This is a genomic window from Singulisphaera sp. GP187 (assembly GCF_900129635.1).
GTDB lineage: Bacteria > Planctomycetota > Planctomycetia > Isosphaerales > Isosphaeraceae > Singulisphaera.
In genome coordinates this window covers 412,289-434,538 of record NZ_FSRB01000002.1, presented here as the reverse complement: position 1 = coordinate 434,538, position 22,250 = coordinate 412,289, and the positions used below count along the sequence as shown (strand labels likewise).

Below are 22,250 nucleotides of genomic sequence, written 5' to 3'. Positions count from 1 at the left end.
GAGTCCTCACCGCACTCACTCAGTGCCCGCGGGGTCGGTCCCCTCAAGCTGGCCGATCTCCTCGCGAAGCATCCGCTGTACCTTGCTCTTGGCCTTGAAGACCGTGGCGACCTTCATCCCGAGCTGCTCGGCCACCACCGCGCCGGCGAGTCCCTCGATCGCCGTGAGCCGGAACGCCTCCCACGTGTGCGGCTCGACGCGCAGCCTGACCCGAAACGAAGCCTCCTCGAGCAGTTCCCGGTCGAACTGCTCGTCGAGCCGCACGAGCAAATCGTCGCGGGCCTCGATCGACTCGAGCCACCCTGAATCCCCCTCGCCGCCACGATCACCCCCCAGCGCGGTGGGTCGTCGCCGTGTGACCAGGTCGCTCCAGGTGTGATGGGTCAAGGTCCGCAGCCAACCGCGAAAGCTGAGATTTCGATCATAAGTAAACGTCTTCATTTTACTGCAGAGTGCCGCCATGACGGCCTGAGTCACGTCCTTGGCATCCGCGTCCTGCAAATTCCAGCGCCGGCACCAGCCGTAGATTTCAGGGCCGTAGCGGTCGACGAACTCGCCCCAGGCCACCTGGTCCGTGGGCTGATGGCGCAACCTCCCCAGCAGTGTGGCACTGGTCCGGAGATGGGGAGCGTCCGTCATGGGATAAGTACCCCCCGAAGAGGAGAAACCTGACACCTGCCCCCGCCCGTTCTTGCTTCCGCCCGAGATTCGGACGGGTCATGACCGGAGTCGATGGCGGCCCGACCCGATTCCATTGTGGGCCGCTCCGCCTTGGAAAGGGAGACCCGCGACCCCACCTCCGATCATTTTTTCCCGGCCGCGAACAATTGCTGTCAGCTTTTTTCAAGCCGGGGGGTACTTACCTCAACAGGGTAGTCACCCTGCATCTCCGCCCCCAGATCCGAACTCCGTGAGTTGCCCTCTGAAGTCGTGCTCGGCAGCTTCGCGGTTCGGGCAAAGGTCAAGGCAAAGGGCGGGGCGTTTCCGCCCACGAATCAAAACAGATCCGGCGCGAGCGTTCGCGGCTCTCTCTCGATTGAGGCGTGCGTCCCAGGTTCGCGCAGCACGATTTCGTGGCACTGTCGACCGAAACACCGGCTCGGGCCGATCGCGATCCCTTTTTTTTCTCGCCAGGAGGTTTGCCGTGCAAAGCCGCCGCATCGTGTTCCTCTCCCGCGGCCTCATCGCTCTCTCGCTGGGCGCTGTTCTGATGCTGCTGAACGGTTGCGGAGGGTCCGCTCCCGCCGAGTCGGCGACCGTGCAACCGGCGCCGAAAAACCGCATCGAAGGGATTCAGCGGATCGGTGAGAACAACAAAAAGCATCAGGCAGATATCCAGAAGGGTGCCAAGAAACGAAGACCGAATCGGTAAGCAGGTGGAGCTGTCCTTCTTTGCATTGAATCATGTGCAAGCCCTGGGTGCCACGGGTTGTACTCAACCCGTAAGCCAAAAAACCTGGGCGATCGCTCACGGGTTGGGTACAACCCGTGGCACCCAACGGCCTATCCATTCCCGCGGTTGCCCATCAGAAAAATCAAAGAAAACCGAGACCAACGACTGAGGGTGGGACATCGATCTCTGAACCTCTCAAGGAGCAATCGAAATGAATGCGCAAATCCGCCGTCAGCATGGCTTCACGCTCATCGAGCTGCTGGTCGTCATCGCCATCATCGCCGTCTTGATCGCATTGCTCCTCCCCGCGGTGCAGGCGGCCCGCGAAGCGGCTCGCCGCTCCCAGTGCGTCAACAACTTGAAGCAGATTGGCTTGGCATTGCACAACTACCACTCCGTCAACGACTGCTTCCCGCTCGGCAACGCGTGCACCGGCCAGAGCAGTTCCGGCCCCTGCGTGAGTTGGGACGGGTTCAGCCCGCAGGCGGAGATGTTGGGGAACCTCGAGCAGACGGCGGTCTACCACGCGATCAACTTCTCGCAAGCCGGCAGCGCGGCGGCCAATGCCACCGGCCTGGTGTCGAAGATCGCGAGCTTTCTCTGCCCGTCCGACGGCAATGCGGGCTCCGGCGGCTTGTCGGGCTGGTCGATGAACAACGATAACGCCAACGTCAACAGCTACCACGCCTCGACCGGAACCACTTATATCCCCGGCGACAACGGCCAAGGGGGAACGTCCAGCACCGGCCTCTTTTCCTACATGTTCTCGTACGGCATTCGCGATTGCACCGACGGCAGCTCGAATACGATCGCATTCGCCGAATCGATCGTCGGCGCCCCGCAACAGACGGCCACGCGCGGCAACGGCATCGTCGGCTCCGGCGGCACCCCGCAGTGGGGCGGCAAAAGCGTTGATGTTTCCATGAATGTGCCTCAAGCCATGAGCAACCTCGATGGCTGTGCCACGGCCTGGAAGGCCGGCAATCCCGCGAACATCGTGAACACGCGAGGCTACCTCTGGGGCTTCGGCGTCGCCGGCTTCACGCTGTTCAACACCATCGTCCCACCGAACTCGAAGCAGTACGCCTTCAACACCTGCACGTTTTACGGCGGCGGCGGCTGGCCCGGCGGCGCCAACGGGGTGAACTTCGCCAACGCCACCAGCAACCACTCCGGCGGCGTCAACACCCTGTTCGGCGACGGCAGCGTCAAATTCATCAAGGACTCGATCAACCTCAATACCTGGTGGGCACTCGGCACCCGGAGCAGTGGCGAAGTGATCAGCGCCGATTCCTACTGAGCGCCTCTCTGTCTTGTCGGGCGAGCACGGGCCACCCGACAAGCGCTGGGGCCATCCGACGGCAACCTTAACGATTTCGTCAAGTCTCCCGGATTTGCGGCCGACAAATAAACCGAGTGAGATGCCGGGAGGTCCCGCGTTCAAAGGGGAAAGGCACGGCCGGACGGGCCGGTCGAGGCTTTATGGGCGTGCAAGGACGCAAACCTCCGAGTCGGCCTGGATTCTTGCAATGGGTGGCCCTGATTGCCGCCTCCATGGCGGCGAGTGGCTGCCTCGGCCCTGCGGCCATCCGTTCCACCCGGATGCGCTACAACGAAGTGGTGCGGGCCACGAACGACGAGCAGCTCTTGATGAACCTGGTGCGACTCCGTTACGCCGACTCGCCCATCTTTATCGACCTCCCCAACATCACGAGCCAGTTCGAGGTGGCGGGCGGGACCACCTACCCAGGGCCGGGCGGGGCCCAGACGAACTTCGGGATCGTCGGCCTGTCGGGGCACGACACGCCGACCCTGAGTTATCATCCACGCCAGGGGCGAGCGGTCGCCAAGTCGCTGCTCAACCCGTTGTCGACCGACCTGTTCAGCGTGGTCAACGCCGGGGCGCGGGTCGACCAGCTCTTCTGGATGACCCTGAACGACATCAACGACGTGCCGAACGCATTCCGGGCCACGACCCTGGTCCCCAAAGTTCCGGACGAGAATTCCCTCTTCCTCCGCGGGGTCCAGTTGCTCGAGGCGATTGACGACCAAGGGGGCGTGGAGCTCGGATACTCGACCAGCGAATCGGACGACACCGCCTCCGGCCCCATCCCCGAAGGCCTCGTGCAAGGGAGCGACCTGCTGGGCGCGGCCAAGGACGGCTATGCCTTCCGCACCAACCAAGACGGTCGACTCGCCCTCTACAAGCGGGAAAAAGACCTGATCCTCAAGGTCCGCCCTCGCTTCACCCACTCCCCCGAGATGGAAGAATTGGCCCAAATCTTTCATCTGACTCCGGGGCTCAGCCACTACAAGATCAAGTCCGAGCTCCAGCCCAACGCCGAGCGCAGCCCGCTGGGCACGTATGGCGCGGGCGATACGATCTATCTCAATTTGCGATCGATCCTCCAGGTCATGACCTTCCTGTCCAAGGGAGTCTGCGTCCCCGAGGAACACGTCCGTGACGGGGAAGCGCCGACGACCCCGGGGCCCGACGGCCGCCCGTTCAACTGGACAGGAGTCACCACCGGCAACTTCTTCGTTGCCTCCCAGAAGCACCGCCCCCACGACGCCGAAGTGGCCGTGCACTACCGGGGCTACTGGTTCTTCATTCCTCGCGACGACGTGACCTCGCGCTCCGTCCTGGCCGTTCTCGAGATCATCCTATCGCTCCAGGAATCCGACGAGAAAACGGCCGGCCCGGTACTCACCTTGCCCATCGGCGGTTGAGCCCGGCCAGCGGCCTCGCGTTCGAATATCGATCGACCGGTGAGCTCCACGGCTGAACACGCTTCACAACAAATACATTCAAATAAAACACAAAATTTCAGCCCCAACGGGGCGGCCCAAGGAAGCCCAGGGCAACGCCCTGGGGGCTCGGCCACACGAGGGCCATCAGCCCTGAAAGGGCGACTTAAAGGGTTACGCCAGAACGAGCTACACCGCAAAGCCGCCACGTGGACCAGGCCGCCCTTACAGGGCTCAGCAATGCAGACATATCAATTCCCCGGGGCGTTGCCCCGGGCTCCCTTGGGCCGCCCCGTTGGGGCTAAAACCGGTGAGAGCGTACGCATCGCGTTGGCAAACCACTGCCGTATCGCAACTATGAACGTGGAAATTCGTGAGCACAATTAGTTAACCGACATTTCTCTATAACAATACGTTTCCTCGATAAGCCCCGGAGAGTGTGCAGAGCAGGGGGGGGGAACGGTCCACTCTCCGAGTCTTTGCGGCGCGGCATCGGTCAGATCACGCCGAACGCCAACATCGCCTCCGCCACCCGCAAGAACCCCACGATGTTCGCGCCGATCACGTAGTTCCCGGGGCTGCCGAATTCCGCCGCGGTCTCGTAGCACGAGCGGTGGATTTCTTTCATGATCTCATGAAGCCGCTGCTCTGTGTGCTCGAACGTCCAGGTATCCCGGCTGGCGTTCTGCTGCATTTCCAGGGCGGAGGTCGCTACCCCACCGGCGTTGGCCGCCTTGCCTGGGCCGTAGGCGATTCCCGCCTCCTGGAAGACTTTCACGCCCTCGGGCATGGTCGGCATGTTCGCCCCCTCGCCGACCGCGATGCAGCCGTTGGCCACAAGCTGGCGTGCGGAGGCCTCGTTGATCTCGTTCTGGGTCGCCGACGGCATCGCCACTTTACACGGAATGTCCCAGATGTTTCCTCCGGGGATGTACTCCGCGTCGCTGTGTTCGTCGGCGTAGTCGGCAATGCGCCGGCGCTCGACATTTTTGAGCTGCTTGAGCAGGTTGAGGTCGATCCCACGTTTGTGGAAGATCACCCCGTCCGAGTCCGAGCACGCCACCACTTTCCCGCCCAGCGTCTGGATCTTCTCGATCGTGTAGATCGCCACGTTGCCCGACCCGGACACCACGCAGACCTTGCCTTCCAACGACTCACCGCGTGCCTTGAGCATCTCGTCCATGAAGTAGACCGAGCCGTAGCCCGTCGCCTCCCGACGCACCAACGCGCCGCCCCAATGCGGGCTCTTGCCGGTCAGGACCCCCGACTCGTAGCGATTCGTGATCCGCTTGTATTGGCCGAACAGGTAGCCGATCTCCCGGGCACCGACTCCAATGTCGCCCGCCGGTACGTCGGTGTACTCGCCGAGATGGCGGAACAACTCGGTCATGAAGCTCTGGCAGAACCGCATCACCTCGCTGTCCGACTTACCCTTGGGGTCGAAGTCCGAGCCTCCCTTGGCGCCTCCGATCGGCATCCCGGTCAAGGCGTTCTTGAAGATCTGCTCGAAGCCGAGGAACTTGACGATCCCGAGGTAGACCGACGGGTGGAACCGCAGCCCCCCTTTGTAGGGGCCGAGGGCGCTGTTGAACTCGACCCGAAACCCGCGGTTGATGTGGACCTCGCCGTTGTCGTCCTGCCAGGGAACGCGAAAAATGATCTGCCGCTCGGGCTCGCAAATGCGTTCGATGATCTTGGATTCGGCGTACTGAGGATATTTCCTCAAGACCGGGCCCAGGGTGTCGATGACCTCTCTGACGGCCTGGTGGAACTCGGACTCGCCCGGGTTGCGCTGAACGACTTGGTCGTAAATTTGATCGATTTTCGCGTGAGTCTGGGGCATGTTGTCCTGCAGCTGTGGGAAAGCGCTTGGAAGTATCGGGGGGAAGGAGATCACGACGCTCGCCCAGCTATTGTGCGAACGGCGCGGAGAGCCCCCGATGCCTCGTGTTTCAAATTGGGGTGATCCGGCAGAGCAGCCCCCGTGAAGGGCCACGCTTCAGTTTACCATGGCAGGGAGCGTCCGAAACACCCGTCTTCGAACGCCTAGTGCGTGCATGCGTGCCCCTCCCTGGGTTCAAGCGATTTTCGAACGGGCAAATCACTCGATTCCCGAGCAGCTTGGGCCTGGATTGCACGCATGCCAAGAAGCTTTCGTTTTCCCGGAACACGACCGGGCCGACCGAGCTCTGAGATCTGGCTCGGCCGGCCCGAATTGGCAAACTTGACGGATGTGGCGCTCAGAGTCGGATGAAAACGGCCTGGCTCTCCAGATAGCGGACGAACAGGTAAGTAACCCCGAAAAAGAGCGAGAGGCCGGCAAGGCACCACCAGAGCGGCGAGTCTTTGGGTACGATCGTGAGGACCTGCGACTCGACCATGTGATGCAGGACGTAGGCTGCCAGTGCGTTCTGGCCGAAGGTCCGGAACAGACCCAAGCGACGGCCGCCCGCGTCGCAGGCAAGCACGAACAGGCCGTAGAGGGCGGACGCGAACCCGGTCGAGAAGAGGATGAACGGCAGGCTGACCAGCCGCTTATTCATCATCCAGTAGCTGTGCGGCCGGCGCTCGGGGGGCGGAGGCTGCACGAACGGCGGCTCGGCCAGGAGCGACTGCGGCGGCCGGCCGGAGAGTTTGTCGAAGGAGGGCCAGACCGGAGCGGCGGCGACATGGCCCCGACCGGTTGCCGTCTCGCCGTCGGACAGCATCGAGAGGCACGAGAGCCCGTAGCCGAACGCCATCAGGACGACCCCCCAGCCAAGCAATCGGGCCGTGAGTTTGCCGGGGGTTGCCGCCGCCGCGGCGTCATAGGCGAGCGTCCCCGCCAGCATGATCGCCCCCCACGAGAGCAGGCCGAAGAAACCGCCGTCCCAGGCGGTCGACCCGGACGTTCCCAGCAGGTCGTCCAGCCGGTTCGGCTGGCCGTAGACGAAGTCGAAATTGAAGAAATAGGAAAGCGCCAGGTGCGTCCCGGCCAGTGCGACGAGGCTGATAGCTCGCACGCGAGGCCCGGCCGCGATCACCGGCATGATCAGCAATTGCACCGCGCCGATGATCGCCAGCACCTCCCAAAGGTTCGCCTTGAGCAGCCTGGCGAAGAACTTCTGGAGGTTCTCAGGCGTCAGCTCCGACCACGATTTGAACTCCGCGCCAAAACCGTACATCATCACCGAGAGCAGCACGAGGCCCAGGCTTCGCCAGATGAACCGGCGGTACATCGCGGCCGGGCCAAACTGGTCGAGTCGCTTGAGCGCGGTGAGCCGATACGAGAAGCCGCAGGCGAACAGGAAGCTCGGCATAATCGTGTCGGCATAGCTGAAGTAATTGTTGTTGTGCTTCATCACCGGGTGGATCGCCTGCAACCCACCAAGGAAGTTCACGGCGCACATGCCCGCGACGGTGTAGCCGCGGAACTGGTCCATCGAAACGATTCGCCCCGTCTTCGTTCCCGTCCCCTCACCGTTGCTCACGATCCCACCTTGCCTTTTGCTTGATACCGTTGCCTTTTGTGGTTTCACCCGGCGCGGAGCTCTTTCGCGAACCAGGTCCGGCCGATCCCGGGTGGCTCGAGCGGTTTTCGGCGGTTCCTGCTCTTCTCGGCGAACCAAGAAGCGGCGGGTGGGTCGCCCGCGGTCTCAGGAAACACGACCCTGACGAATCAGGGAGAAGGCGGGCGGGACGCCCGCGGTCCCAGGGCACCGAGGCGGCAACCGCTCGGCGCTCGCCAGACGAAAGTCCCCCCGGGGCCAGTCGCTCCACGACGGCAACGGGGGGAAGTGGTGGGATTCGATGATCCACTCAGATTGAGATCAGTAGCCGTCGGAGCTGATGACCTCGCCGCCGTTGCGTGTCGAGAGGGCCTGGTAGACTCCGAAGTTCGCCCCGTTGGTGTTGTAATTCGGCTTGTTGAAGGTGATCGCCTTCGAGTTCCACGAGTTGATCGAGTTCTTGAGGAATTTGACCGAACCGTCGCAGAACGAGAAGTTCACCCCGCCCGCGTGCATGCTCGCAAAGGTCATCGAGAAGTTGTCGCCGCGTGCGAAGTAGCTCGGAAGATTGTAGCCATCATTACTGGTCTGGAAGAAGTTGGGGGGGAAGAAGCTCGACGCGGTGGTGTCGCCGTAGTCGCCCGAGGTCCACCAGTTGCAGCCGTACATGTCACCGGCGTTCGAGCCGGTCGTGGAGATCCGTGCGTGGGCATGTTCGCCGAAGAGGAGGGTATTGCTGGTCCCGTCGGTGATGTCGGCCAATCGGGTCGGTGAGACGCTCGGCCGACCGTCGTTGCAACAACCGCCGATGTAGGAGAAGACCCCCTTCATCTGGGCCATGACGTTCGTGTCGCCCACATTGTTGGTGTAGTAGACGAGCGGCCCGAGGTTGCCCGCGTAGCTGGAGTAGGTCATCGGGACAGGGGCTCCCTCCCAACCGTCGCCGGGTTGGCCGGGCCAGCGAAGGCTGTTGATCACGCCGTCGCTCGGGCACCACAGCGCGCCCAGGCCGAATCCGTTGGTCGTGCTATTCTGCCAGATATAGCACTGCAAGCTTGAATTGAACGTATTGAAGATGTTGCCCTGTTCGATGAACTGGGTCAGCGCCAGGAACGGACCGAAATTCTGGCGGATCGTGTTGCCGTCCGAGCCCCGGCCGCGGTGATCGCCCATCGGGTAAGAGCCGTAGCTGCTCTCGTAGTTGGCGGTGGCCAGACCGAGTTGCTTCAGGTTATTGACGCAACTGGCACGTCGCGCGGCCTCTCGGGCGGCTTGCACCGCGGGGAGCAAGAGGGCGATCAGGACCGCGATGATGGCGATCACGACCAGGAGTTCGATCAACGTGAAACCGGCTCGGTTCCGTCGGAATGTAGTGCGCATCGTCGGGTAACTCCTCTGGCGGTAGAAATGAGGGGAGAACTCACATGCGAAGGCAACTTCGAGCGAAAGAATTGATGAAGAACGGAGGCCGCGGCCGCGCCGGCCTGAATCGGAATCGAAATCGGGAACGGATCAACCTGGATTCTGAGCGGCCAAACGTTTCTTGGCTCGACGCTCCTTGAGGTCATCGTAGGCCTCGACATTCTTCCCCACTTTCGCCTTGGCCTTGACCTCGGGAGCGGTGGTGGGCGCCAGCGGTTCCAGCGGCTTCGGGGCTTCGGTCCCGCAACCCGGGGTCAGCACAAGGCAACTGGCGAGAAGGAGGCCGGCGGCAAGGCCGGTCGTCTGCCACACGCGTCGGAAGTTCGGAACGAGTTTCATGGCTTCACTAGGTCTCGTGGTAGGGCCTGCCGGTGGCCATCCAGGGTTACCGCGGGCCAAGACTTCGGGGTCGCACGGTGAAATGATTCCGGATCGGATCGGATCTGAGCTGAGCTGAGCTGATTTGATTTGAGGGCCGTGGCGAAGGGCCTGCTCACGCCGGGTCGCCCATCTGTTCTCGCATGCGAATCAAGGCCCGGAGCAGTCGGGACTTCACGGCCGGCTCGCTGATCTCGAGCATGGCGGCGATCTCGGCGGTACTGAGCTGTTCGAGATGTCGCATCACGAGCACCTCCCGGTCGCGTTGCGGAAGCGAAGCCAGCGATCGCTTCAGTCGTTCGTGTCGCTCCTGGCGAATCAGGTGGTTGCTCGGGCTGGTGTCCGCCGCAAACAACCGCCGAACCAACTCGTCGGTCGAGGCGTTCGGCAAGTCAATCTCTCGATGTTCGAGCGTGACACTCCGGCGCTGGGCGGTGACATGCCGGCGGTGAGTATCGACGATTCGCTCTTCAGCGAGTTGCCGGAGCCAGCCGTAGAATGGAATCGGCCGCTCCCTCAGGTAGTCATCCAACCGCCGGGCCGCCTCGACGAGGGTCTCTTGGACCACGTCCGATGCGTCAACCCGGGCCGCCAAGCGTCGGTCAAGCCGCACCGCGACCATCCGCTTAAGATAGTCACGATATCGTTCCAGGAGATTTTGGCGGGCCGCCTCATCCCCCTGATTGGCACAGTCGATTAACTCATGCGTCCTTGAAAGCAAGTCGGTCATGGTCGTTAACCCCTCCCATTCTTTACCCCGCAGGGCTGGGGCGGCAGATTCGAAAAAAAACCGGTTCGTCGAAGTTTTTACCCCCGACAAATGGTTGACACCGCGCTCGGCCCCTCCGACCGGCGCGGGCCTTGAGCGGCTGTCGGCGGGGCGCTCCGCAACGGCCGCCCCTCTACCGTGGGATCAGGCCTCGCCGGAAGCGCCGCTTTTGGGGACCTCGAATCTCGTCAACCGTGAGCCGGCTCACGTCACGGGGCGAAGGGCGAGTCGGGAAACTGGAGGTCGAGCAAGAGCCGCTGGAAGTCAGAGCGCGACCGCAGGGAGTCGAGACAAGGGTCGGTCAGAAGGGCGTCGACCGCCCGGTAGCCCTTGGCGATGGCCTGGAGCAAGGCCGCCATCGCTCGGTCATTTTGAGCCTCGCGCTCGGCCGGCTCGGTCAGGAGAATGAGCCTGGCCTCGGTGCAGGCCAGGGCATACAGGCTGTCGATCCCGGGCGCCATCCGCACGAGCAGCGCACGGGCGTTGGTGAGTTCACGGGTCGCATCGACCGACCGGCCCAAGTCCTGGTACACAACCCCTGTCCACAAGTAGTTTTCGGCCAGGTCCGCCTGGTAGGCGATGAAGTCGGGGTGGTCGGCGATCAGTCGCTTCAGAGTCGCCCGCGCCCGGGCGAGCGACTGGATCGCCTCGTCGAGGCGGCCCAGCTTGGCCTGGGCCATCCCCAGGACGTCGTAGCACTCCGCGACCGCGCGCTGATAGCTGGAGACGGCGGGAACTTCTCCCGCCACCTGCTCCAAGATCGCCAAGCTCCGTTCGAGGTGCGGCAAGGCTTCGGACGAGCGGCCCGAGTCGGAGAGGAGCCGGCCGGTGTCCGTCTCGGCTTGCCCCAACCGTCGCCGGTAGACCGCCACTTCGGGATGATGGGTCGCCAGCCGGTCGAGGTGGGCCGCGGCCCGCTCCTGGGAGTGGAGCGCTTCGGGGATCTGGCCCGCGGACGCCTGAATTTCCCCGAGCTGGCCGTAATTCAGGGCGAGCTGGTTCCGGTAGAAGTCGTGATCGGGATGCTCGACGACCAGTCGTTCCAGCATGTCCCGCTCTCGCCCCAGCGAGAGCAGGCCCTCGGCGATCCGGCCGCTTCGAGCCCGTGCATAGCCAATCTCACCGGCGGCGGCGGCGACCGCGAACCGGTCGTCGGCGTCGTCGGGGTGCTCGGCCGACAACGCTTCGCAGAGCTCCAGAGACCGCTCCAGCGACCGGAGCCCTTCCGCCTCCCGCCCGGAGGTATAGACCTCGAGCTTGCCGATGAAATCGAGACAGGAGGCCAGGTCGCGGCGGAGCCCGGAGTCCGCCCGGTCGGCCCGCACCAGCTCCTCGAGCAGCTCCCGAGCCCGCTCCAACGCCTCGAGGCCCGCCCTCCGGGAGCCGACCTCGACCGCGATCCGCCCCACCTGGCGATAGACGGTGGCCAGCTCCACCCGCGTGCTGGGATCGTCGGCTTCCTCCTCGATCGTCGCCTGCAACCGCTTGTAAAACGATAAGGCGGTGCCCAATAATCGCTTACGAAGCGACTCCATCTGAGGTTGGAGGAGTAAAACGTCCTGGCTGGCGCCGGTGTAATACTGCTCGACCGCCTCCCTGGCCAGAACGAATCGGCGTTGCGCCTGCTGACGGGCCGCCCGCTCGTGGGCGTTGGCGATCACCAAGGCCTCGTGGGCCTTGACCATGAGATTTTTCTGGTAGACCGCGTCGCGCCAACTCCAAAAGACCCCGGTGAACCCGGCGATCAGGGTCACGACCAGCCCCAGCGCCAGCCCGGCCGGGAGCGGGCGACGGCGGCACCACCGCCAGGCCTGCCGGAGTGGTCCGGTCGGCCGGGCCGCGATCGGCCGCCCCTTGAGAAACCGCCGCAAGTCGTCGGCGAAGTGCTGGGCCGTCACGTAACGCCCGGTCGGATCCTTGCAGATCGCCTTCGTCACCACCGTGGCCAGGTCGACCGGCACCTCGGGGCTGTGCCGCCGGATTGGCACCGGCTCCTCCTCGATCACCTGGCGCAGGATTTCCTGACGGTCGGTGCCGGTGACGAACGGATGCAGGGTGAGCAACTCATACAGAGTGGCCCCCAGCGAGTAGATGTCGGTCCGGCGGTCGATCAAGGCCCGCTTGGCCAGGGCCTGTTCCGGGCTCATGTACCGCAAGGTCCCGAGCACGTCGCCGGTCAGCGTCAGCCCCGTTTCCCCGGGTCCGCGGGCCAAGCCGAAGTCGGTCACCCACAAGACCCCACGGCGGTCGAGCAGCAAATTCGCCGGCTTGATGTCCCGGTGGAGGATGCCATGCTCATGGGCGTATTCCAACGCCTCGGCCGCCTGCACGCCGAGGCGGGCCACGGTCCGTGCGTAATCCTGCCCCCGCATCGAGACGTCGTTGAGCGGCTTCAAGCGTCGTTGCAAACGGTCGGACGCGACCGTGGGGTCGGACGCGGGCAGCTCAGGGACCGGCCCGACGTTGGACCGTTCGCCCTCGTCCTCCTCCTGCGAGGGCGCGAACCACCCCGACAGCAGGCCACGTGCCAGTGAGACGATGCCGCTGGTCCGGCTCGCATGCGGAGGATCCTCGCCCCCCAGCCCCTCGAGCCGGCGCAACTCCGCGATCAACTCGGCGAGACTGGCCCCCTCGATGAAGTGCATCGCGTAATAGGGCACGTCTCCGAGCGAGCCCACCGCATAGACCGGCACGATCCGCGGGTGCTGGAGCCAGGCCGCCGCCTGCGCCTCGAGCTGGAACCGCTGCAAGGCCCGCGGATCCATCGCCGCCGCCAGCGGGAGCACCTTCAAAGCGACCCGGCGGCCCAGCGAGAGTTGCTCGGCCTCGTAGACGATCCCCATGCCCCCGCGGCCGACCTCCCGAAGCACCCGGAAGTCGCCGAGGATCCGCTCCCCTTCGATCGCCCCCCCGCAACCTCCCCCGAGCCGCTGCCCCCGACCACGGCGCGGCCCATGTCCGCCATCTCACGGAGGACCGGCATGAGTTGGCGGAGCGAATCGGCCCACTCCGGGTGCCGCGCGGCGTAGTCATCAAGGTCGACGACCTCACCGTCCTGCAAACGCCGCGTAATCTCTTCGGCCAGCTCGGCCAATTCCGGCGCCAGACCCGCCCCCGTAAAGCACGAGTCGGCACGGGCGAACGAGTCGGGACCCGCGGGCCCCTCCACCCGAGGATCCGGCCGCGGCACCGCCGCACTCAGCTCGTGTGAGTCCGCTGCCGCGGCGACTTTGAACGGATCGGGGTGGTTCATCACCGGAACCTCGCCATAGCCGGGCGGGTCATCGAACCCGAATGAGCCTGATCGCGTTGACAATCGGGCTGACGAGATCGTGATGCTTCAATGACGACCCTAGTCTCCTCGACTCCCACCCCTAACGGCGCTGACGCGAGGAATCCGCGATGATCCTCGAAACGCCGGCAGCGCAGTAGGAACACGTCCGTACGAAGCCATCGGGCCGATTGTTGATGCAACGGTAGCCATGGACGTTGCGGCCGTCAGACCCGACCGGGCCAAGCCGATCGCTCCATTCTACCCGTTGCCACCAACCGAGCGAAAGGTGATCGATTCCGAGCACCTGCCCTCACGGTGAGCGTCTTGAAAGTCGGAGGTGGATTGGGGGAACATCCGAAGGATATAGGCGACAGCCGAGCGAGGCCCGACCGCGAAAACGGAGGTCACCCCGGGCCGCCCGAGGAAGGAGCCCGAGATCGATCGGTGGCGAGCCAGCCCCGCACACGGCTATCTGTCGCTAAAATAGGCATTCCACTACCCCGTCTCGCCACCAACGATGACACGCCCCCGCATCGGCGGGAAAGCTTCGTCGAACCCGTTTTTTCCCGGCCTCGGCGCGATCGGTCTTGGCCTCATCGTGGGCCCCACGATTCCCAGAGGATGGGCACGGCCTCCCTCTTAACCTCCCTTTGGACAAGGAGATCGGGATGGTGAGCCGTGCCTGCGCCACGGCAGAAATTCGATTCTCACCGCAAATCGATTCTGAAGGGACGACAAGTTCCAAACGGGTCCGGCGACGCTTTCCACTGAGCGGTGCGAAAAGGGACGTTTTGCCGCCCCATCGACTGACAATCATCAATACATCCGCGTCTCGCCTCGCACGCATTCTCTCAGCCAACCGCATCAGGGGAGGAACTCAAAGTCCAGCGTATTTTCCCCGGGCTTGAGCTCGACGCTCTTTTCTTCATATTCCAGGCCGACGACGTCTTTGCCGCGTGCCTTTTCCGTGGGTGGGGAGACGCTCACGATGTTCTGGCCTACGAGCGTTCTGAGTGTGAAGCTGCCGTCCTTCGCGATGGGAGCATTGCGTCCGCCCACCTTGCGATTCACGTTGGCTGGATTGAAGTGGACCTCGCCCCCCTCAAGCGGCTTGCCGTGAACTTTAATCACCCCCTTCACCGACGTTTCTTGCAGCGAACTTTCGGCGTAGGGAGCGCCTGAGTTGCAGCCTCCCAGGATCAGAACCATCACGGCAACCCAGCCGTCGAGAAAACACCACCGCCTCATCATCATCACATCTCCTCGCATCTCAACCCAACTTCTTCCTGATCTCGGTCCCTCGGAAACCCGTGTGCGTGGAACGAATGAAAACGGATTTCCGAGAGCCCCGTGAATTCGCTAGGCCAACGGCTCGGCGAATCAGAACGAGTCGGCCGAGATGACCTCGCCGCCGGCCTTGGTCCCGAGGGCCCACCAGACCGAAATATTGACGGTCTGCTTGATGAATTGGACGTGTCCGTCGCCGAAGCAGACGTTGACCCCGCCGGAATGGCGGCTCCCGGCCGTCCAGGCGCCGGAGAGGAGGCGGCCGCCTGTGCCATCGGTGCACGACCAAGTATTGGGGGCCATGACGTGATTGTAGGTCGTTCCATAAGGCATGATGGCGAGCCACCAGTAGCCGCCGACCGGGCCCGAGGGTCCCCAAGGCGGTGTCGGGCCGCCCGCGGCCTGACCGGCGAGCGCAACCTGCGGGCCGCCTGCACCGATGCAGAGAGACCGGTAGTACGCGGCCCCCGAGGTGAAGGGCGCCGGCGGCTTGACCAAGGACGGATCGAGCAGGGGGCCGTTCGTTGCCGAGTCCACGGCGTTGTCGCCGGGATAAGTCGGAGTCAGAACGGCGATGGACGTGGCGCTGGGGGTCAAATTATCAAGCGCGGAGTTGTTCGAAGTGCCGATCCCCTTGACCCGCTCGCTGAACGCCGCCGTATTGCTCAGACCATCGGTGACGTCGGCGATCCGGACAATCGGCTCTCCCGGACCGTTGCCGGGCGCGGGATTGGGGATGCCGACAAAGCCGAAGATCCCGTCCGGCGACGCGAGTCCAAAGCCCGCGGGCGATGCCCCGAAGCTGGTGGCATAGCTGACGGTTCCGAAACCGGCCGTCAGCCGGTCGAGGTCGGAGGGACAATTGAGCACCTCGAGCCTCAAATACTGGACCGTCGAGTTCTCGATGCTAGGCTTCGACGTCGCGCGACCCGTGTTCGCAAAATTGATGCTATTGAAAATGGCCGACTGCTCGAAATTGTTGAGCAGCAGTGGGAAGGCCCCCCAGTCGCTACTGCTAAAGCCCGAGTGTCCCCAAGGGAAGGACCCGATTGACGATTCATAATTATGTGTTGCCAGTCCCAGTTGCTTGAGATTGTTCACGCACTGAGCGCGACGGGCCGCCTCACGCGCCGCCTGAACGGCCGGTAGCAAGAGGGCGATGAGCACCGCGATGATGGCAATGACCACCAAGAGTTCGATCAACGTAAACCCGCGAGGGCGGTGATGCGAATCCCGCTCCCCCTTCGATGCTTCCCCGACTTCCATGGTCCACTTCCCCCTTTTCGAAGGCCATCATGACCGCAAGCAGGTTGCCCCAGCCGTCGGCAATTCCTCAAGCCCCTTGCCATGACTTCCCCTCGCGGGTGAGGAACGCAATCACTTCAGAGGCACCGATCAGAGGCACCGAAGGCACGCAAAGGAAGACAAAGGCAATCCTCGCGATCGACCGGAAGTAAATTTGTTGAAGAGAATCAGTTCGCGCCTCGCACTCAATAACGCGAGTCCGTTAGGCTCGTCAATATTAAACGTGATCGATCGGCCTAAAATTTAGAATTCAATTATGAATGCCCCCACGGATGGTGCGACGTCATTAAGTTCCACAAACCTGCCTGCATCTTGTTCGCATGAACAGTAAAAGTAAAACCTATACTCCTAAATCCCCCTTTCAACCATCGCTATCGCTATCACCGCCATGACCGCAATGGGCCTGACGGCAGTATCGGCGGGAAGCCAGTACGAAGCACGATGACAGAGCCTCCAAAGCGGCGTGGAATCGCCCCCTGCCGGAGGACTGTGGCCCCTCGCAGAATCATCGCCACTCCCACCAAACACCCGGCGCAAGACTTACGGACTGGCGAGTTGCAGGTTCGGGCCAACGACCCGAGGGAGCAAACCCTCGGCAACCCCCAATAGCCCCCAGGGTCGGGTCGCCGGTGTACTCCGGCCATTCACCCAGGCCAACGCCTCGCTCCCAGGGTCACCGGCGGCGAGCCGGAGGGCATCGTCCGCGTATCCCGCTCGGGCCAAGGTAGCGGCGACCGCACCGAAGAGAAATTCTTTCGCCAGCGCGTCATCGGCGGCGACGACGGCTTGGAGAAGTAGGGACAAGACGGTGGGCTTTTGAGTCTCGTCACCCGACCACGCCAGGCCCCTCGGCCCCGCGAACGCGGCTGTCACGATCGCCGCCATGACCATCAGTCACCGCATCATACGGGGCAATCGCATGACCATAGTTCCGTGATGATAAAAGAGGTCCCCCGGGCGAGGTCGGACTGCGGAGCCGGCAGCGAGCGCTCAAAGTTCGTGGTGGCCTGCCCCTGACGCTTGTGGAGACCGCTCTACAGCGGTTTACCGTCGGATGGCGCACGAATCATTGATTACTAAATATCAATCGTGAACATGTTTGCGATTTGTTTGCCAAAATTCAGCCCCAACGGGGCGGTCCAAGGAAGCCCAGGGCAACGCCCTGGGGACTCGGCCACCAGGAGCTACAGCCCCGAAAGGGCGACCTAAAGGGTTACACCAGCATGACATACGCCACAAAACCGCCGCTCGGACTAGGCCGCCCTTACAGGGATTTTGAATGCGAACATGTTGATTTCCCGGGGCGTTGCCCCGGGCTTCCTTGGCCCGCCCCGTTGGGGCTGAAACCGGAGAGAGCGTACGCCACTTGACGGTAAACCGCTGTAGGTCCAGTGGACAAGGACGTTGCGGCTCCAGCCATTTTCGATGACCGCCCGGGCGTACCACTCGCGAGCCTCACGGTCTTTGACCAAGTCGAGAAGCCTGACGTTATGGCCCCACGGGATTTGTGCAAGCGCCTCTTGCACAATTGCCTCATCGGGCCAGGCCTTGGTAAAGCCCCACATGTCATTGAGGCTCCGCGGGAAAACCCCTTCGATCCCTGGGAACTCCCGCCGCAGGGCGGCGGCGAGCCGGTCGACGACCTTGGCCCCCCAGCCTTGCTCCTTCGGACGCGAGAGGATATCCCGGCCGATCTGCGCCCCCAGCGCACCACGAGATCCCCAAAAAAAGTCTCAGGACCGAAGGGAGCGGCGTTCTCTGTTAAGGCTTTGCCGCCGCCGGTTTCGGGTTCTCGAACACGCGCACGTCCGGGTGCATCGTATAGAGTCGATCGCCGCCGGGGCCGGTGACGAGGATGGAGCTGGAGCAGTTGTTCTGGATGATCGGGTTACCTGAGTACTTTTCCCAGTGGACCAGGTCGCGCGAGCGGGCGATGTTGGTGGTCCAGTCTTTCTTCCAGGGGCGGTGGGCGTTGGCATGGTAGAACGCGTAGTAGACGCCGTCGCGCTTGATGACCTGGTTGATCGCCACCGCTTCGCGGTCGTACGGCCAGGGGCCGCAGGCAAGGACCGGGCTGTCCTTGACGTTCGTCCAGACAAGGCGATCGGTTGAGGTGGCCAGCCAGACGCCGCGGTCACCGCGCTCGTAGAAGAGGTACCAGGTCCCGTTCTCGATCCAGACGGTCGGCGTGCCAAAGGCGCCAGGTGGGATCGGGGTGCCGTCGACCTTGCGGATGTCGAGCGCTCCCTCGTCAGTCCAGTGGGTGCCGTCGGGCGAGGTCATCTGGTGGGCGATGTCGTCTTTCCCCTCGGCGAAGAGGAAGTAGCGGCCATCGTGGCGGACGACGCAGACGTCCTCGACCCATGACTTCGAGAACTGGGGGTTGGCGGCGTCTCGGGTCCACTTGATGCCGTCGGGCGAGGTGGCGTGCCCCAGGAACTTGGTCGGCGACCGGTCGTCGTTATAGCCGGTGTACCAAAGGTGGAACGTGTTCCCGTCGACCAGGATATCCCCCCGCTCGCGGATCTTCTGGTCCCAGGCATCATTCCCCGCCCCTTGAAAGACCGGGTTGGCCGCGATCGGCGTCCACTCGACGAGCGACTTGGGAAACTCCTCGGCCCTGGCCAAGACAGGGCTGAGCGTAAACGCGAGGGCGAACGAAGCCGCCCGGACGAAAATCGGAATGCGCATGGATGACAAGTCCCGGTGTGCCTGCGAAAAAGAAAGAAGCGGCTCCCCGGCGGGGAGGACCGATCCACCTCCCCAATCCGACCAGGGCCGCCGCTCAAATCAAATCAACCGACTTGCGTGAGACGAATCCAATCATTCAGGGGGTCGGAGAAAACTCTTTGAACGGAATCTTCTTGTAGAGCACCAGTTGCGACAGCACGAGCGTCTTCGCATTCCGGTCGACCGAGGTGAGGAAGACGGAATCCCCGGACTGGGCAAACGTGGGGGTACCGCGCGTCACCTGGCTGAGGCTCATATTCCCTGCGTCATCAGGGAAGATCCTGACGACGTTATCGCCGGGCACGCCGATCCGGATCGGGTTGATTCCCAGCAGGTTGCCCACCGCATAGAACTGCCCCGGGATCCCGTTCTCGCCGGGATTGATCGGATAGGCCCAGCCATAGAGCGTATTCTGACTGGCGATGTCAAAACCGTTCATCATCCGGCTGAACGTCGGGTCGATCGTGGTGACCACCCGATTGAACGGCAGCAAGCTCTTATAAGTGGGCTGAACCAGGGTCTGGTCGTTCCCCTCGTAGACGTCGATATGGGTCGTGCTGAGCGACATCGAACCCAGGTCGTCCCCCGTGGCCTCAATCAAGGACCGGCCGGTCAAGTCCCTCAGGGTCGTTGGCCAGCGGACCAGGAACTGGTTGATCGAGTCGGCCGCGATCGGGAACTGCTGCCCCTGGCTGTTCTGGACCACGATCCAGCGCTCGTTGGCGAAGATCACCTCGCCCCAAGCGCCCGGGGGCGGGGGAGGAGGCAAGGGGACGAGCCCGCCCGCCGTCAGGTTGTTGAACGGGCCAGGAAAGGCTTGCCCCCAAGCGGCCAGACTCGGAACGGCCACCGCCCCCAGCAGCACCAGGCCGATTCGAGTCCAGGTCCCCACGCGGATCTTCATGGTCCCTCCCTCTCACTCTGGTTCGAGATCATGGCTCCGATTTTGGCGACGCTCCGGGCCCAGGATCCGCATGTCGCCCAAACCCATGTCATTTCTTGATTCTATCCGATTGTTCGCCCGGAATCGAGGCCCGATCCCAAGGCCCAAACCCCACCAACCCATTCCCTCGGCGCAACCCCAAAAGGGACTCGACATCGGATCAGGGGTGTTCCCTCGCCCGATGACTTGATGTAAAAGAGTACGGTTTATCAACCGACCCCACTCCGCCGCGCTCACCTGATAAGTCAACGAAAGCACACAAAGGTGATTTATTGAGTGACTAGGCGAGTGACTGCTGGGTTTTCGTCCATTGGGTAGGTTCGCGAGTCCCGGGGCTTTCACCGTTCAGAGGTTCGCCCTGTCTGGTCGGGCTCCCGAGGCGATCCCACCCGAAAAATGGCTTCGCGGATTTGAACCCAACATTCCCCAAGCTGGGTCTTTGGGGAAAAACGGTCGGCGCTGAGGCGCGGACGTTGTATGATCGGCTCTTTTCTTTCCAGAGGGGTAGAACGGCCCGTGGTGATTCCCGCGACCTACGAAGAGACACTGGATCAAGCTCTCTGCCGGGTCGGCGACCCGTTCCTGATTGTGGAACGGGAGGGTAGCCACGCGCTTTTGGAGTGGGACCTGGCGGCCTGGGACGGTCCTCTCGGCGGCGATCGGGTGGCCGGCGTCCTGCCGTCCTGCCGGCCCGAGGACCTCGGCGACGTCTCGTTCCGCGAAGCGCATCGGCTCCGCTTTCCTTACGTGGCGGGGGCGATGGCCAACGGCATCGCGTCGGCCGAGATCGTCGAGGCGATGGGGCGAGCGGGGATGCTCGGCATCTTCGGCGCAGCGGGCTTGCCGCTGGCGGCCGTCGAGGCGGCCATCGACCGGCTCGAGCGGACCCTCGGCCCCTCGATCCCGTACGGGTTCAACCTGATCCATAGCCCCAACGAGCCCGAGCTCGAAGCGGCGGTGGTCGCGCTCTACCTGAGGCGCGGGGTCAAGCTGGTCGAGGCGTCGGCCTACCTGGACCTGACCTTGCCCGTAGTTCGCTACCGGGTCCACGGCCTCCGGCTCGATGGGGCCGGGCAGGTGGTCGCGCCCAACCGGATCATCGCCAAGGTGTCGCGGGTCGAGGTCGCCTCAAAGTTCCTGGCTCCGCCCCCGGCGAAGTTCCTCCGGGAACTGGTCGCCTCGGGCGAAATCACCAGCGAGCAGGCAACCTGGGCGGCGCGGATCCCGATGGCCGACGACGTGACGGCCGAGGCCGACTCGGGCGGGCATACCGACAACCAGCCGGCCATCGTGCTCTTGCCGACGATGCTCGCCCTCCGCGACCGGATGCAGGCGGAGCACAACTACGACCGACCGCTCCGGATCGGCGCGGCGGGGGGGATCTCGTCCCCCTGGTCGGCCGCGGGGGCGCTGGCGATGGGGGCGGCCTACCTCGTCACCGGGTCGGTCAACCAGGCCTGCGTCGAAGCGGGGACGTCCGACCCGGTCCGCAAGATGCTCGCCGAGGCGCGGCAGGCGGACATCGCGATGGCCCCGGCCGCCGACATGTTCGAGATGGGGGTCAAGGTGCAGGTGCTGAAGCGTGGCACGATGTTCGCCATGCGGGCCGGCAAGCTCTTTGAGTTCTACCGCGGCTACGACGCGATCGAGCAGATTCCGGCCGCCGACCGCGCGATGCTCGAGAAGAACTTCTTCCGGGCGCCGTTGGACACGATCTGGGATCAGACGCGCGCCTACTTCCAGACCCGCGACCCGGCCCAGATCGAACGCGGCACACGCGATCCCAAGCACAAGATGGCCCTGATCTTCCGCTGGTATCTCGGCCAATCGTCGCACTGGGCCAACGCGGGCGAGCCGACGCGCGCCGTCGATTACCAGATTTGGTGCGGCCCCGCGATGGCCGCGTTCAACGACTGGGTCCGCGGCTCGTTCCTGGAGCGGGCCGAAAATCGCCGGGTGGTGACGGTCGCCCTGAACATCCTCTACGGCGCGGCCGTCCTGACCCGGGCCCGCGGCCTGGGGGGCCAGGGAATCGCGATCCCGGCCGGCACGCCCCGCCTCGTCCCCCTCGAACTCCCGGAGCTCGAAGAACGCCTGAATATCCCCGTTGCACGAGAAAGGGCCTAACGCATCCTCATCCCCATGCCCATGCCCCGTTTGTTTTTGCTGCGTGCGTGGGGATGCCCTCGCCCGACGCCCCGCGTCGCGGCCGGGGGGAAACCGGTTCTGATCAAGTTCTCCCCGCCGAGAGAAATCGCCTCGAATCGTGAATCAGATCGACTGGAACTGGAAGGCAAGGCCGAGCCGTGCCAGTGGGGCAATGGCGGACCCGATCGAACGTTTTCAAATGCAGAGGTGTGAGGGACGAAGGATGAGCAATTAATCATTCCCATCCACACGTAAACGAGAGGCCCCAAGGCCCTTCGCCGTCCATCACCCCGCACCCGTCAAAGGGACAAAGGGATCGGAGCCGCTCAACGCGGTGAGAACTCGCCACGGACCACCTAGCTAGC

General features: G+C 63.6%; 18 protein-coding genes. 4 read left to right on the top strand and 14 right to left on the bottom strand.

Translation table 11 applies throughout. The features are described 5' to 3' along the window. Positions 1–15: 15 nt before the first annotated feature. Positions 16–639, bottom strand: a complete 624-nt coding sequence (locus BUS42_RS26180) for an RNA polymerase sigma factor (RefSeq protein ID WP_074311960.1) — start codon at positions 637–639, stop codon at positions 16–18. Between the two features lie 505 nt (positions 640–1,144). On the opposite strand from BUS42_RS26180, the gene BUS42_RS26175 reads away from it, so the two are divergent. From BUS42_RS26175 to BUS42_RS26165, 3 genes are all read left to right on the top strand, one after another. After that, positions 1,145–1,372 carry a hypothetical protein gene (locus tag BUS42_RS26175; protein WP_074311959.1) on the top strand — a complete coding sequence of 76 codons (228 nt, stop codon included), beginning with the start codon at positions 1,145–1,147 and terminating at the stop codon, positions 1,370–1,372. 232 nt (positions 1,373–1,604) lie between these two features. After that, on the top strand, positions 1,605–2,693 hold the full coding sequence (locus tag BUS42_RS26170; RefSeq protein ID WP_074311957.1) for a DUF1559 domain-containing protein: 1,089 nt from the start codon (positions 1,605–1,607) through the stop codon (positions 2,691–2,693). Positions 2,694–2,875: 182 nt separating this feature from the next. Then, a complete protein-coding gene (locus tag BUS42_RS26165; RefSeq protein WP_254053806.1) occupies positions 2,876–4,123 on the top strand; it encodes a hypothetical protein in 1,248 nt (415 codons plus the stop codon). A 514-nt stretch (positions 4,124–4,637) separates the two neighbouring features. On the opposite strand, the gene gdhA is transcribed toward BUS42_RS26165, so the two are convergent. The 13 genes from gdhA to BUS42_RS26105 all read right to left on the bottom strand — a co-directional run bounded on the left by gdhA (position 4,638) and on the right by BUS42_RS26105 (position 19,698). Then, complete coding sequence (gdhA, locus tag BUS42_RS26160) at positions 4,638–5,984, bottom strand: NADP-specific glutamate dehydrogenase (RefSeq protein WP_074311955.1); 1,347 nt, start codon at positions 5,982–5,984, stop codon at positions 4,638–4,640. Between the two features lie 397 nt (positions 5,985–6,381). After that, positions 6,382–7,611 carry a heparan-alpha-glucosaminide N-acetyltransferase domain-containing protein gene (locus tag BUS42_RS26155; RefSeq protein WP_254053805.1) on the bottom strand — a complete coding sequence of 410 codons (1,230 nt, stop codon included), beginning with the start codon at positions 7,609–7,611 and terminating at the stop codon, positions 6,382–6,384. Between the two features lie 339 nt (positions 7,612–7,950). After that, the gene (locus tag BUS42_RS26150; RefSeq protein WP_074311951.1) at positions 7,951–9,009 is read right to left on the bottom strand and encodes a DUF1559 domain-containing protein; all 1,059 of its coding nucleotides are present in this window, start codon (positions 9,007–9,009) and stop codon (positions 7,951–7,953) included. Positions 9,010–9,141: 132 nt separating this feature from the next. Further along, a complete protein-coding gene (locus BUS42_RS26145) occupies positions 9,142–9,390 on the bottom strand; it encodes a hypothetical protein (RefSeq protein ID WP_074311949.1) in 249 nt (82 codons plus the stop codon). 154 nt (positions 9,391–9,544) lie between these two features. After that, positions 9,545–10,159: a sigma-70 family RNA polymerase sigma factor gene (locus tag BUS42_RS26140; protein ID WP_074311947.1), complete on the bottom strand. Its 615-nt coding sequence runs from the start codon at positions 10,157–10,159 to the stop codon at positions 9,545–9,547. A 248-nt stretch (positions 10,160–10,407) separates the two neighbouring features. Further along, the gene (locus BUS42_RS26135; RefSeq protein WP_254053804.1) at positions 10,408–13,068 is read right to left on the bottom strand and encodes a serine/threonine-protein kinase; all 2,661 of its coding nucleotides are present in this window, start codon (positions 13,066–13,068) and stop codon (positions 10,408–10,410) included. After that, entirely contained in the window at positions 12,987–13,451 is a 465-nt protein-coding gene (locus tag BUS42_RS45390; RefSeq protein ID WP_254053803.1) for a hypothetical protein, read from the bottom strand. The genes BUS42_RS26135 and BUS42_RS45390 overlap by 82 nt, the downstream gene beginning before the upstream one ends. A gap of 885 nt (positions 13,452–14,336) precedes the next feature. Then, positions 14,337–14,726 carry a hypothetical protein gene (locus tag BUS42_RS26130; protein WP_254053802.1) on the bottom strand — a complete coding sequence of 130 codons (390 nt, stop codon included), beginning with the start codon at positions 14,724–14,726 and terminating at the stop codon, positions 14,337–14,339. 126 nt (positions 14,727–14,852) lie between these two features. After that, positions 14,853–16,025: a DUF1559 family PulG-like putative transporter gene (locus BUS42_RS26125; protein ID WP_074311945.1), complete on the bottom strand. Its 1,173-nt coding sequence runs from the start codon at positions 16,023–16,025 to the stop codon at positions 14,853–14,855. 579 nt (positions 16,026–16,604) lie between these two features. Further along, a complete protein-coding gene (locus BUS42_RS26120; RefSeq protein WP_143206514.1) occupies positions 16,605–16,949 on the bottom strand; it encodes a hypothetical protein in 345 nt (114 codons plus the stop codon). 368 nt (positions 16,950–17,317) lie between these two features. Next, positions 17,318–17,746 (bottom strand): DUF1016 N-terminal domain-containing protein, encoded by a 429-nt coding sequence (locus tag BUS42_RS26115; RefSeq protein WP_254054009.1) that lies wholly within the window; start codon positions 17,744–17,746, stop codon positions 17,318–17,320. Positions 17,747–17,825: 79 nt separating this feature from the next. Next, the gene (locus BUS42_RS26110; RefSeq protein ID WP_074311941.1) at positions 17,826–18,755 is read right to left on the bottom strand and encodes a glycoside hydrolase family protein; all 930 of its coding nucleotides are present in this window, start codon (positions 18,753–18,755) and stop codon (positions 17,826–17,828) included. Positions 18,756–18,891: 136 nt separating this feature from the next. Beyond that, positions 18,892–19,698, bottom strand: a complete 807-nt coding sequence (locus tag BUS42_RS26105; RefSeq protein WP_074311939.1) for a hypothetical protein — start codon at positions 19,696–19,698, stop codon at positions 18,892–18,894. Positions 19,699–20,214: 516 nt separating this feature from the next. On the opposite strand from BUS42_RS26105, the gene BUS42_RS26100 reads away from it, so the two are divergent. Next, positions 20,215–21,864 carry a PfaD family polyunsaturated fatty acid/polyketide biosynthesis protein gene (locus BUS42_RS26100; protein ID WP_074311937.1) on the top strand — a complete coding sequence of 550 codons (1,650 nt, stop codon included), beginning with the start codon at positions 20,215–20,217 and terminating at the stop codon, positions 21,862–21,864. Positions 21,865–22,250 lie beyond the last annotated feature (386 nt).

Bases quoted from the DNA above. Each gene is read 5' to 3' on its own strand.
- BUS42_RS26180 (WP_074311960.1), bottom strand. From the start codon at position 639: ATGACGGACGCTCCCCATCTCCGGACCAGTGCCACACTGCTGGGGAGG.
- BUS42_RS26170 (WP_074311957.1), top strand. From the start codon at position 1,605: ATGAATGCGCAAATCCGCCGTCAGCATGGCTTCACGCTCATCGAGCTG.
- BUS42_RS26165 (WP_254053806.1), top strand. From the start codon at position 2,876: ATGGGCGTGCAAGGACGCAAACCTCCGAGTCGGCCTGGATTCTTGCAA.
- gdhA (WP_074311955.1), bottom strand. From the start codon at position 5,984: ATGCCCCAGACTCACGCGAAAATCGATCAAATTTACGACCAAGTCGTT.
- BUS42_RS26150 (WP_074311951.1), bottom strand. From the start codon at position 9,009: ATGCGCACTACATTCCGACGGAACCGAGCCGGTTTCACGTTGATCGAA.
- BUS42_RS26145 (WP_074311949.1), bottom strand. From the start codon at position 9,390: ATGAAACTCGTTCCGAACTTCCGACGCGTGTGGCAGACGACCGGCCTT.
- BUS42_RS26140 (WP_074311947.1), bottom strand. From the start codon at position 10,159: ATGACCGACTTGCTTTCAAGGACGCATGAGTTAATCGACTGTGCCAAT.
- BUS42_RS45390 (WP_254053803.1), bottom strand. From the start codon at position 13,451: ATGAACCACCCCGATCCGTTCAAAGTCGCCGCGGCAGCGGACTCACAC.
- BUS42_RS26130 (WP_254053802.1), bottom strand. From the start codon at position 14,726: ATGATGATGAGGCGGTGGTGTTTTCTCGACGGCTGGGTTGCCGTGATG.
- BUS42_RS26125 (WP_074311945.1), bottom strand. From the start codon at position 16,025: ATGGAAGTCGGGGAAGCATCGAAGGGGGAGCGGGATTCGCATCACCGC.
- BUS42_RS26120 (WP_143206514.1), bottom strand. From the start codon at position 16,949: ATGGCGGCGATCGTGACAGCCGCGTTCGCGGGGCCGAGGGGCCTGGCG.
- BUS42_RS26110 (WP_074311941.1), bottom strand. From the start codon at position 18,755: ATGCGCATTCCGATTTTCGTCCGGGCGGCTTCGTTCGCCCTCGCGTTT.
- BUS42_RS26105 (WP_074311939.1), bottom strand. From the start codon at position 19,698: ATGAAGATCCGCGTGGGGACCTGGACTCGAATCGGCCTGGTGCTGCTG.
- BUS42_RS26100 (WP_074311937.1), top strand. From the start codon at position 20,215: ATGATCGGCTCTTTTCTTTCCAGAGGGGTAGAACGGCCCGTGGTGATT.